The sequence below is a fragment of the Thalassotalea mangrovi genome (genome assembly GCF_005116735.1).
Taxonomy (GTDB): domain Bacteria; phylum Pseudomonadota; class Gammaproteobacteria; order Enterobacterales; family Alteromonadaceae; genus Thalassotalea_A; species Thalassotalea_A mangrovi.
Genome location: NZ_SWDB01000010.1, coordinates 134,899 through 146,810, shown reverse-complemented (window position 1 = coordinate 146,810; position 11,912 = coordinate 134,899). Strand labels below are relative to the sequence as shown.

8 protein-coding genes are annotated in these 11,912 nt (G+C 41.1%); 7 read left to right on the top strand and 1 reads right to left on the bottom strand.

Annotated elements, in window-relative coordinates; translation table 11 throughout:
* The first annotated feature begins 26 nt into the window (after positions 1–26).
* Positions 27–1,154 (top strand): UDP-N-acetylglucosamine--undecaprenyl-phosphate N-acetylglucosaminephosphotransferase, encoded by a 1,128-nt coding sequence (gene wecA, locus E8M12_RS05775; RefSeq protein WP_246034029.1) that lies wholly within the window; start codon positions 27–29, stop codon positions 1,152–1,154.
* 260 nt (positions 1,155–1,414) lie between these two features.
* A complete protein-coding gene (locus tag E8M12_RS05770; RefSeq protein ID WP_136735143.1) occupies positions 1,415–3,406 on the top strand; it encodes an acyltransferase family protein in 1,992 nt (663 codons plus the stop codon).
* Positions 3,407–3,688: 282 nt separating this feature from the next.
* Here the strand turns inward: E8M12_RS05770 and E8M12_RS05765 are convergent, their stop codons facing one another.
* Positions 3,689–4,327, bottom strand: a complete 639-nt coding sequence (locus E8M12_RS05765) for a hypothetical protein (protein ID WP_136735142.1) — start codon at positions 4,325–4,327, stop codon at positions 3,689–3,691.
* Positions 4,328–5,017: 690 nt separating this feature from the next.
* On the opposite strand from E8M12_RS05765, the gene cysD reads away from it, so the two are divergent.
* The 5 genes from cysD to cysC all read left to right on the top strand — a co-directional run bounded on the left by cysD (position 5,018) and on the right by cysC (position 11,414).
* On the top strand, positions 5,018–5,917 hold the full coding sequence (gene cysD / locus E8M12_RS05760) for a sulfate adenylyltransferase subunit CysD (protein ID WP_136735141.1): 900 nt from the start codon (positions 5,018–5,020) through the stop codon (positions 5,915–5,917).
* Positions 5,918–6,191: 274 nt separating this feature from the next.
* Positions 6,192–6,545 (top strand): four helix bundle protein, encoded by a 354-nt coding sequence (locus E8M12_RS05755; RefSeq protein WP_136735140.1) that lies wholly within the window; start codon positions 6,192–6,194, stop codon positions 6,543–6,545.
* Between the two features lie 259 nt (positions 6,546–6,804).
* A complete protein-coding gene (gene cysN / locus E8M12_RS05750; RefSeq protein WP_136735139.1) occupies positions 6,805–8,217 on the top strand; it encodes a sulfate adenylyltransferase subunit CysN in 1,413 nt (470 codons plus the stop codon).
* A 564-nt stretch (positions 8,218–8,781) separates the two neighbouring features.
* Entirely contained in the window at positions 8,782–10,509 is a 1,728-nt protein-coding gene (locus tag E8M12_RS05745) for an SLC13 family permease (protein WP_136735138.1), read from the top strand.
* A 311-nt stretch (positions 10,510–10,820) separates the two neighbouring features.
* Positions 10,821–11,414 (top strand): adenylyl-sulfate kinase, encoded by a 594-nt coding sequence (cysC, locus tag E8M12_RS05740; protein WP_136735137.1) that lies wholly within the window; start codon positions 10,821–10,823, stop codon positions 11,412–11,414.
* Positions 11,415–11,912: the final 498 nt, after the last annotated feature.

Here is an 11,912-nt window from a genome sequence, read left to right as displayed (position 1 = left end):
TTTCGTCAGCATAGTAAGGAATATCGATGAGTGTTGTTAATATCATGCTAGCCTGCCTGATTGTAGGTTATTTTTTTTCATTCGTTAGTATAAAAATTCTTAAACCATACTCTCATAAGGTTGGTCTTGTTGATAAACCCAATCAACGTAAAAATCACTACGGGGAGATCCCTTTAATTGGTGGTATTGCAGTTTATTGCTCATTGTTAATCACGTCTATACTCATTTTGCCAGATACTACCCAGCTTCGTTTATTTTTATTTGCTACCGGAGCAATGGTCCTAGTAGGGGCAATAGATGACAGATTTGACTTGAGAGTTCGTCACAGACTTCTAGCACAGGTATTGATCGCATGCCTAATGATATTTGGGCTTGGTGTCTATCTCGAACAATTAGGTGATATTTTTAATGTGGGTGTTATAACTTTAGGAGTTTTCGGGGTCGGCTTTACTATTCTTTGCGTATTGGGGGCCATCAATGCATTTAATATGGTTGATGGTATCGATGGGCTTGTAGGCTCACTAAGTATTAATAGTTTTTTGTCTATCATGCTGTTAGTGTTATTAAGTAACAGTTTTCAATTCGCCATTCATACCTTTGAAGTGGTAATACCTTGCGTTATTTCTGTATCGATATTGGCATACTTGAGGTTTAATCTTTTTACCCAAAAACGTATAAAAAAAGTGTTTATGGGAGATGCAGGTAGTATGTTTATTGGTTTAAGTATTGTGTGGTTACTCACTGTATGCACGCAAGGTGATTCTCCGTTATTTAGACCAGTTGCAGCACTTTGGATAATCGCTATCCCATTAATTGATATGTTGACAATTGTTAAACGACGTATTTTAAGAAAACAAAATCCATTTAAGCCTGATCGCGATCATCTTCATCATATCTTTATGCGTGTAGGTTTTACCGATCGCCAGGCACTGATGATTATTACAGCCGTGTCTATAAGTATGTCGACCATAGGTATACTAGGCGAGGTGCTTAAGGTAAATGAATCCATAATGTTCGTTGGTTTTATATTGGCTCTAATTTGTTACATCTTCTTTATTCGACATGTTTGGAAATTTACCATAAAGCTTAGGAAACTACTTTCCGTGGATAAACTTCAATATCAAGACTCAATTCTAAAGAATCAAAGTAAATAAAGTAACTTGATAGTAATTCGAACGGTATAACTTAACTTGTGTTGTATTCAAATTTTGCATTAGGAAATCAAAATGTGGCTTGTGCTGATCATGACCAGAAGTAAACCCACCCAATATTGCCTGATGTTGTGATCGGCTTTGTGTTGGTTAATTAAAATAGAGTTTTTATTTACTTCGGCAAATGATGCTATCGTACGCTTAATGTTTTTACTATTGCGGTATAACTAACGACACAAAAAAGCTTTATTAGGTATTAAATAATGGAGTTTAGACATGATATAAATGGCCTGAGGGCTGTAGCGGTATTGTCAGTTGTACTTTTTCACTTCGGGATATCTGGATTTAAGGGGGGCTTTGTAGGTGTAGATATATTCTTCGTTATTAGTGGCTATTTGATGACTGGGATTATTTTTACAAAGTATTCTAAAAACGAGTTTTCCATATTTAAGTTCTATCAAAACCGAGCGAAAAGAATAATTCCTGCTCTTACGGTCATGATCGGGTTCGTATTAATCGGTTGCTATTTTATTCTGCTACCCAGTGAATACGAGTTATTAAGTGAACATGCTATAGCTAGCTTAGGTTTCATATCTAATGTCGTTTATTGGCGTAAAAGTGGTTATTTTGACACCGCAGCTCATTCAAAATGGTTGTTGCATACCTGGTCTTTGTCGGTAGAGTGGCAATTTTACATTCTTTACCCTATCGGACTTACAATACTGTTTAGGTATTTATCACTACACATTGTTAAAATGTTACTCTTAATGGGCCTTTTCACATCTTTAGCCTTTTCTATTTGGCTAACTTATAAATCTGCAAATGCCGCATTTTACTTTTTACCTAGCAGGGCCTGGCAAATGTTATTTGGCGGCCTCGTTTTTCTTTATCCGCTTTCCTATCGCCCATTGTTGTCAAAGTATTTAAATTACGCTGGCTTAATGGGGATTGGACTGAGTATTTACCTCATTGATGGCAATGATGCTTGGCCCGGATATTTGGCATTGTTACCAACCATTTCTACTGGAATTATTATTTTGGCAAATCGCCAAGAAAGTATATATACAAACAACGTGCTATCTAACTGGATGGGAAAAATTTCCTATTCTGTATATTTATGGCATTGGCCCCTCGTGGTTTTTCTTTCTTATCAGGGTTTTACTAGTTTAAGTTGGTCCATTTTAGGTGTTTCTTTGTCGTTGTTGCTTGGTTATTTATCTTGGAGGTTCATTGAGAGTAATGCCAGGTTGATTGATAAACGTTCAGGTGATGTAAAATTTTTGCGGTTGAACCAACTAGGGCGAGTGTGCACAATAGCTTTACCTGTGCTTTTAATTAGCTTTGTAATTAATTACACAAAAGGGATGCCTGAAAGATTCGATAAGGCGGTTTTTCAGGCTGAAATGCAGGCGAATAATATAAACCCAAGGACTAGTGAATGTTTAATTTCTAGCGGAATAAATGCAGAAGACTGTTTTTATGGAAATGATGGTGAAATAAACCTGATAGTCTTTGGAGATTCTCATGCCAATTCTATGGTAACGGCTATTGAATCGGCGATGATGAATCATACTAAAGGTAAAATTTTATTTATAGGCTATTCTGCTTGTTCTACGATTCCGGGCATTAAACGTCGAGATATACCTTACTCTCAATGCGGTGAATTCGTAGAGGAGCAAATTACTAGATTAGAGAAGGACTATTCAAATATTCCAGTTGTCATTATTAATAGACCCTCTGTTTCTCTTTTTAATCAAACAAACCCTGAAAAGGTAAAGTTAAAAGGGCCACTGGTCTACTTTAATAAAAAGTATAGTGAGCTTTCCGGTGAATTATTTAATGAATTTGAAAATTACTTTTTTGCAGCAATGGAGCGCCTATCCAAAGGTCGTCAGTTATACATAGTAAAAGCGGTTCCAGAATACTCTGTTGATATTCCCAATAGTTATGCCAGAGAGTTAAAAAATGGTATTGAAAATTCGATGTTAACTATCTCAATGGACCAATATAGGGAACGAAACCAATTTATGCATCGCTTATATGAAAGTGCTGCGGAAAAATTCGACGTTACGCTATTAGATCCGACTGATTACTTGTGTGAAAATGGATTTTGTTTTGCAGTTATGCAAAATACCCCATTGTATTACGATGACAACCATTTAAGTGAGGCTGGCAATAAGCTTTTGATACCCATGTTCGAATCTATCTGGGGAAAATCTAATATAGATTTGGAAGGCAATTCTAACGGTTATTAAATTAGTGGGTTGGGGTCTTAATGGAGCAATACGGATTAAGACGAGTGTTTAAGAAGTAAGCTCAGCATTGATATTAGGTTCGGAATCATTGAAACAACTTCTTCACCGGCTTTGTAATTTCGTAATCCTTTCCTTTCTTAGCTATATCACCAATGAGAGTGCACATCTCCGCGAATGATACTATCTTGTGCGGTAAGAATGCTTAGATGTTTTTATAGTAAATAAATAGCCCGGCTTTTTCAGTCGGGCTCAATGTCAGTGAAAACGGATTTTTGAAAATATTTATACAACCTTTAACTTAGTGGAAAGGATGAGTCCGCAAAGAGCACTAAGAAATAGAAGAAGATTCCCTGGTTCAGGAATGCTTTGAGGTGGAAGCAAGCTATCATCAATCCAAATAGATCCCAGGTACAATTCACCAGAGACTATAGACATAGGATATGTATCAGTAGTCCCGAGAAACGTAAACATTGGTTGCTTATTACTCACGATTACAAATGCACCGGGCGATTTTTCAACTCTGGATGTAACAATACCTCCCTCATTTTCATGTCCAACAAACAGCAAAGTGAAATCCTCCACGATAAATGGACTTCCATCTAGCGTGAATGTAAAAATTATTCCCTCTCCAACATTTATATTGTCTTCAGGGTTGTTATTACAATCATCAAGAGGACATATACCCAATCCTGAGCCAGAATCAAGCCAATGATTAGCGCCTGTGTTGGTTGTAAATGTAACATTAAATCCTTCTATGCCAAGTAAGTTCTCAAATGTGAATACGCCAGAAACTGGGCCTTCATCTTCTTCTGCTGTTTCCGTAAAATCCAGGAGTTTGATTAGCTCTGCATTCGCGGTGATTGGTAAGCTCAATAACAGGGTTAAAAAACTTATTTTGAGTAAGGATAGTATTCTTGCCATGATAGTTACCTCTTAAAATCGACTGCATGGACAATATGCTAAGATGCATGAGTCGGATTAATGCAAAAATCGAGCCGAACGTCTAGAGAATTAGGTGTTTGTGATAAATAACAAAGGGTTAAAGTTGTGTCATTGAAAATAGCTCTTTTCACACATATCTAAATGTGTAAAAAAGCCTGACAATAAAGAACAGGTTGCTTAAGGTAATGCAAGGTGACTAGAGGTATCTAGGTCTTAGTCAGTAACACCCTTAATTCATGAGGGAAGGGAACAAGACTTTACCCGAACAAGTTAAATTTTAACCCACACCCAATGCAGCGGTTGAACGGCGCAATAGGAAAGCTGAGAGTCGGAAGCTATAAGCTATAAGCTATAAGCTATAAGCTATAAGCTGTAAGCTGTAAGCTGTAAGCTGTAAGATAGGAGCAGAGCACGCTGTAACGCTATAAAGCTATAAAAAAAGCTGTAAGGAAAAAGCGGCTTTTACGTTACAGCTGAAAACTACAATTAGGAAGTTGCTAGGAGCGCACGCGTGCTAGGATTGAAACGTGCTAGGCGGGATTTCATCCCATGCTATTTGCTCGCTTTCCCCTTCCTCTTCCGTCCTTTCTGCATTCGCACTGGCAATTTATTTAACGACGACATTCAATTTTAAAAATCTATTATTACTTACTCAATTTTGAGCGAATTATGAACTTAACACATTTAAAACAGCTGGAAGCTGAATCTATCCATATTATTCGCGAAGTCGCGGCCGAATTCGATAACCCGGTTATGCTGTATTCCGTCGGTAAAGACTCTGCGGTTATGTTACACCTGGCATTAAAAGCCTTTTATCCTGCAAAACCACCGTTTCCGTTAATGCACGTGGATACAACGTTCAAATTTAAAGAAATGATCGAGTATCGCGATAAAGTTGCTGAAAAATATGGCTGGGACTTAATTGTGCATATCAACCAGGAAGGTGTTGATGCGGGCATCAATCCGTTCGTGCACGGTAGTGCTAAACATACGGATATCATGAAAACTCAGGCATTAAAACAAGCTCTGGATAAACACCAGTTTGATGCCGCCTTTGGTGGTGCCCGCCGTGATGAAGAGAAATCTCGTGCGAAAGAGCGCGTATATTCATTTCGCGATAAAAACCATCGTTGGGATCCGAAAAACCAGCGCCCAGAGCTTTGGAATACCTATAACGGCAAAGTGAACAAAGGCGAAAGCATTCGCGTTTTCCCACTCTCGAACTGGACTGAGCTGGATATCTGGCAATACATCTATCTGGAAAATATTGAATTACCATCCCTGTACCTGGCCGCCGAGCGCCCTGTGGTCGAGCGCGATGGAACCCTGATCATGGTCGATGATGAGCGCTTACCTCTTGAAGACGGCGAAACTCCAGAATTGAAAAAGGTACGCTTCAGAACCCTTGGTTGTTACCCATTAACGGGAGCAGTTGAATCCAATGCCGAGACATTACCTGAAATCATTCAGGAAATGTTGCTAACCAAAACCTCCGAGCGCCAGGGCCGAGTCATTGATAAAGACTCTAGTGGCTCGATGGAGAAGAAGAAGATGGAAGGTTACTTTTAACCCAACTATATAATAGTTGTTGGGTTAAAAGTAAGCTGTAAGGCTGTAGAGCTATAAAGCTGTAAAGAAGGATTTGAGGCTTTAAAGCTATAGAGCTATAAGGCTTTAAGGAAAAAGCGGTTTTTACTTTACGGCCATACAGCCTTAAAGCATTACAGCCGGTTTTTTCGCTCTTACTTTACGGCATTAAAGCGCTAAAGCTTGGTTTTTCGCTCTTACTTTACAGCCCTACAGCCTTCTATCGTTACAGCTTGTTTATGCAAAAGGATTTGCTATGAATTATGAAAAACTTACGGTTTGGAAAGAATCGTTGAAGCTATCGAAAGAGTTATACCTTTACTTTAAAGGATTTAACAATTTCGGATACAAAGATCAAATTACTCGTTCTGGTTTGTCGATACCTAGCAATGTTGCTGAAGGTATGGCGCGCAATTCTGCCAAAGAAAAAGCACACTTTTTGACATTGGCCAGAGGGTCTTGCGCAGAGTTGAGAACCCAGATTTATATCGGTATAGATATCGATTACATAGATGATGACATTGGCAAGCGATGGTTGTCAGACACCAGATACATTGATGCCATGTTGAATGGATTAAGAAAAAAGATACTAGAGCAAAGTAAGCCGTAAGGCTTTAGAGCTATAAAGCTATAGAGAAGGCTATAAAGCCATAGAGCTGTAAGGCGATAAAGTCGCTTTTTCTTTACAGCCTTACAGCCTTAAAGCATTACAGCGACAAAGAAGGCTATAAAGCCATAGAGCTGTAAAGCGATAAAGTGGCTCTTACTTTACGGCCTTAAAGCCTTGAAGCGCTACAGCGTTAAACCGGCTTTTTCTTTACGGCCTTACAGCCTTACAGCATTACAGCTTTGAAACGGAAATAGGTTTTATGATTGACGAACAATCTTTATTAGAAACGGATATCGAAGAATATCTGAAAGTACATGAAAACAAAGACATGCTGCGTTTTTTAACCTGCGGTAATGTCGACGATGGTAAATCAACGCTGATTGGCCGCCTATTGCACGACTCGAAATTGATCTTCGAAGATCATATGGCGGCGATTAAATCAGATTCGAAGAAGTTTAATACCACGGATCAGGAGTTTGACCTGGCATTGTTGGTAGATGGTTTGCAGTCGGAGCGTGAGCAGGGCATTACCATTGATGTAGCGTATCGTTATTTTGCTACTGAAAAGCGTAAGTTTATTATCGCCGACTGTCCTGGCCATGAGCAGTATACCCGCAATATGGCAACCGGTGCATCGAACTGTGATTTGGCGATTGTAATGGTTGATGCCCGTTATGGGGTGCAAACCCAAACCAAACGTCATAGTTATATTTGTTCCTTGTTGGGTATTAAGCACATTATCGTTGCGGTAAACAAAATGGATCTTGTCGATTATTCGCAGGATGTTTATCGCAAGATCAAAGAAGACTACAAGACGTTTGCTGAGCAGTTGGATATTCCGGATATTCGCTTTGTCCCTATCTCTGCTCTGAAAGGCGATAACGTGGTAAACAAATCCGAGGCAATGGAATGGTACCCTGGCGCGACCTTAATGGCGCTGCTGGATACGGTGAAAGTCGACACCGATAAAAATACCGACGATTTTCGTTTCCCGGTGCAATATGTTACCCGTCCAAATCTGGATTTTCGTGGTTTTTGTGGCACCATCGCCGGTGGCATTATCCATGTCGGTGATGTGATCACTGCCATGCCTTCTGGTAAATCATCGTCGGTGAAAAGCATAGTGACCGCCGATGGCGAATTGCAGTCGGCGTTTGTCGGCCAGGCGGTGACAATCACCTTAAACGATGAAATCGATGTGTCCCGTGGCGATGTGCTGGTTAAATCAAACAAGCTATCTACGGCTTCCGATAAATTCCGCGCCACCATCGTCTGGATGAGCGAAGCGGCGATGCAGCCGGGTAAAGAGTACGAATTTAAAATTGGTACCAAGAACACCTATGGCCGTGTCAATAAAATCGACCATCGCATTGATGTAAATACCCTGGAGCACATCGAAGAAAGTGAGATGCAGTTAAATGAAATTGCTTCTTGTGTGGTACAGACCAATTCTCCAGTGGTTATCGATGAATACGTGAAAGTTAAGGGTACTGGTTCGTTTGTGATTATTGACCGTCTTACCAATATAACCGTGGGCGCGGGTATGATCACTGAAACCACAGTCGCCGGTGAAGACCAGCCACAGGCACGTGAATATACCCAGTCGGAAAAAGACTTGAATGCGTTTATTCGGGCTACATTCCCAGAATGGGAATGTAAAGCTGTAAGCTAAAAGCTAAAAGCTAAAAGCTAAAAGCTAAAAGCTAAAAGCTAAAAGCTAAAAGCTTTAAGCTGTAAGAAAAAGCAAAGAGGCTGTAGGGCTATAGAGCTGTAACGCTATAAAGAAAAAGCAAAGAAGCTGTAAGCTATAAGAAAAAGCGGCTAGTTAAGTTAAGGTTTGTTTTTGCTCTTACTTACGGCTTGCAGCTTGCAGCTTGTGGCTTAAAACTTTGCTTTTTGGGCTTAAAGCTTTAGTCGTTATGGCCTGCTTTTTCGGATTCGTCATCTACGAGTAATTGAAGATCTCGCTCTTCGGCTGAGTTCAGATTTCCAGTCGTGGCTGGAAATGACGGGGAACTAATATACGGTGGGAGGTGGAAGTATCTAGCTGCACTGCGGGAAGAAAAATCATCTTCCACCTCACACTCCCACCATAACTCTTGAGTTGCTCTTGCTTTTGCTAGGCGCAATCTTAGATTGCATGCTAGGAGCTGATTTATCAGCGTGCCAGGAGTGAAACGTGCTAGGAACGAAGTGTGCTGTTGTCTCACACGACTGAAAGGGAAAAAGTTTTTTTATGCTTCTTAGCCAATGGTTGATGGTGGGGATCTTCCTTGCCACCTTTTTAGGGCTGGTTCGATTTCAAAAAGCGCCGGAAAAGGTATTTTCTTTTTCGATATTGTTGTGCCTGGTTTGTGGGTTGGTGACTACTGATGAGATCTTTGATAACGGGGTGAATTCAGGCTTATTGTCGCTGGTATTACTGATCCTGTGTTCATTTGCCTTAGAGCGAACCAGCTTTCTTCGCTATATATCGGTTAAGCTGATTTCAAAATCAGCTACGGCATCCTATGTAAAGTTGTTGTTTGGCACGGCGTTAAGCTCGGCGGTATTAAATAACACCGCTATCGTTGCAACCCTGATTACGCCCTTAAAAAATAACAAGCATATCAACCCGGGGCGGTTGTTATTGCCGTTATCTTACGCTGCCATTTTAGGTGGCACGTTAACCTTGGTGGGTACTTCTACCAACCTTATTGTTAATTCAATGGTTATCGAAAAAGGCATGGCAAGCCTGGCGTTTTTCGATTTCACCCTGGTTGGCATAGGGGCGTGCCTGGCCTGTTTTCTGGTGATGGCGTTGATGTTGCCGCGCTTGCCAAAGAGCATTAAAACCTCGGAACAGCCGCAGGCGTATTTTATTGAAGCAAAAGTATCTAGCGATTCAAAATTGATTGGCCAGTCAATTGAAGACAATGGCCTGAGGAATATCGATGCCTTTTATCTGGTGGAAATCATTCGCCAGGGCTTTTTAATTTCGCCGGTGGCGCCGGATGAACGCATATTAGCCGGGGACAAACTGGTATTTAGTGGCGATGTCACTAAGGTAAAGGTTCTGCAGCAATATGATGGCTTGCAACTGTTTGCCGAACAAAACGATCTCCTTACCGATAACCTCACGGAAGTGTTGGTCAAACCCGGTTCGTCAATTGCCGGTTTATCACTCAAACAATCTGGGTTTAGAGCGCGCTTTGACGCGGCCGTTGTCGCCATTCGCCGGGAAGGGGAAACGCTTTCCGGAAAGCTTGGCGAGATCGTCATTCGCTCTGGCGATTTTCTGGTTTTAGCGGTTGGTAATGACTTTCGCTCACGTCCGAACTTATCGAAAAACTTCTTTTTATTATCCGGGGTGAAACCGGAAAACATCTTATCCGGCTGGCGCAACAGTTATGCCTTACTCGGTTTTGCTGCCAGTATAAGTGCATCGATTGCCTTGCCGTTTACCTTACTGGAATGTTTGCTGGTATACACCGCCGGACTATTTGCCTTTAACTGCATCAGTTTAAGCGAAATTAAACGGCGCTTTCCGTTTGAAATCTGGTTGGTGGTTACCTGTGCTTTGTCGTTATCGACCGCGATGGAAAATACTGGCGTCTCGCAGTTAATTGCTGACAGCGCAGAACACTATTTACTCGGAAGTGACGTGATGCTGGCATTTGTTTGCGTGTATCTGGTGACCTTAGTCTTTACCGAGCTGGTTACCAACAATGCCGCTGCAGCGTTAATCTTTCCCATTGCCTATAACATCGCCCTTGGCCTTGGGGTTGACCCCATGCCATTTATCATGGCTGTGGCATTTGCAGCCAGCGGCAGTTTCATTATGCCCTGGGGTTATCAGACCAATTTAATGGTCTTTAACGCTGGCAATTACCAGCTTAAGCACTTTATAAAGTTCGGCATCCCCGTGTCGGTCACGTATAGCACAGCAGCGATCACGCTGATCCCTCTTATTTTTCCGTTTTAAAAGCAGCTGTAAGACCAAAGCTGTAAGCTGTAAGAAAGGCTTTAGGGCTATAAAGCTATATGGCTTTATGGAAAAAACGGTTTTTACTTTATTAGGAAGCTGTAAGACGAAAGCTGTAAGCTATAAGAAAAAGCAGCTTTTTACTTTAATAGCAAGCTGTAAGACGAAAGCTGTAAGCTATAAGAAAAAGCAGCTTTTTACTTTACGGCTTTACAGCCTTAAAGCGTTACAGCATAGGACTTGCTCTTACTCTCGTCTTATCGCTTATGGCTTACAGCTTTTAAAAATCTACGATTTTTAGGAATTTTTTTATGAAAACAGAAAACACGGTTTGGCACATGCATCAGGTATCAAAGCATGACAGAGCCAGCCTGAAACAACAAAAGCCCTGTTTGTTATGGTATACGGGGTTGAGCGGTAGTGGTAAATCCACCATCGCTAATGCCGTTGATGAGTTGTTATTTAAACAAGGTAAACACACTTACCTACTTGATGGCGATAATGTGCGTCATGGCCTGAATGGCGATTTGGGCTTTTCCGATGCCGAACGCGTTGAAAATATTCGCCGCATCGGTGAAGTCAGCAAGCTGTTCGTTGATGCCGGTTTGATTGTCAGCACCGCTTTCATTTCGCCGTTTCGCGCTGACCGTGAAATGGTCCGCAAGATGTTGGAAGAGGGCGAGTTTATTGAAGTCTTTATCGATGCCCCGCTTGATGTCTGTGAATCGAGGGATCCGAAAGGCTTATACAAAAAAGCCCGGGCCGGGGAGATAAAAGATTTCACCGGAATCACCTCCGATTACGAAGCGCCATTACAGGCGGATATTCATATCAAGACGGATGAAATGAGTGTGATCGAGAGTGCGGAAAAAGTAGTCCAGTACCTGGACGAAAGCTGTAAGTAGAAAGCTGTATGCTATAAGAAAAAGCAGAGAGGCTTTAAGGCTATAGAGCTATAAGGCTATAAAGCTGTAAGATGAAAGCTGTAAGCTTTAAGAAAAATCGGCTCTTACTCTCGTCTTATAGCTTGGAGCATACAGCTTTGCTTTTCACTCTTACTTTACAGCCATACAGCCATACAGCGTTAAAGCCTGTTTTTTGCTCTTACTTACGGCTTACAGCTTGTGGCTTAAAGCTTTGTTTTTCGTTATGTGGGGTCAGGTCTTGATCCGTGCAGAAAAGCTCAACGTTAGTTGGGCTTTTTGCATTTTTGAATTCCCTAAAATGTCCAGACTGAGCACTTGACTAGTGCAGTTCGATTAACGCTTTGGTAATGCATTGAATATCCCTTCTTATGTAGTCTGTTCACGCCATAAATCAGCCGTTACTGCAATTAGGGCTACTTATGGCAGAGAGTCAAAACAAACTGTCACTAATCGAGATTTTCTGCCAATAGATCGTTA

Bases quoted from the DNA above. Each gene is read 5' to 3' on its own strand.
- wecA (WP_246034029.1), top strand. From the start codon at position 27: ATGAGTGTTGTTAATATCATGCTAGCCTGCCTGATTGTAGGTTATTTT.
- E8M12_RS05770 (WP_136735143.1), top strand. From the start codon at position 1,415: ATGGAGTTTAGACATGATATAAATGGCCTGAGGGCTGTAGCGGTATTG.
- E8M12_RS05765 (WP_136735142.1), bottom strand. From the start codon at position 4,327: ATGGCAAGAATACTATCCTTACTCAAAATAAGTTTTTTAACCCTGTTA.
- cysD (WP_136735141.1), top strand. From the start codon at position 5,018: ATGAACTTAACACATTTAAAACAGCTGGAAGCTGAATCTATCCATATT.
- E8M12_RS05755 (WP_136735140.1), top strand. From the start codon at position 6,192: ATGAATTATGAAAAACTTACGGTTTGGAAAGAATCGTTGAAGCTATCG.
- cysN (WP_136735139.1), top strand. From the start codon at position 6,805: ATGATTGACGAACAATCTTTATTAGAAACGGATATCGAAGAATATCTG.
- E8M12_RS05745 (WP_136735138.1), top strand. From the start codon at position 8,782: ATGCTTCTTAGCCAATGGTTGATGGTGGGGATCTTCCTTGCCACCTTT.
- cysC (WP_136735137.1), top strand. From the start codon at position 10,821: ATGAAAACAGAAAACACGGTTTGGCACATGCATCAGGTATCAAAGCAT.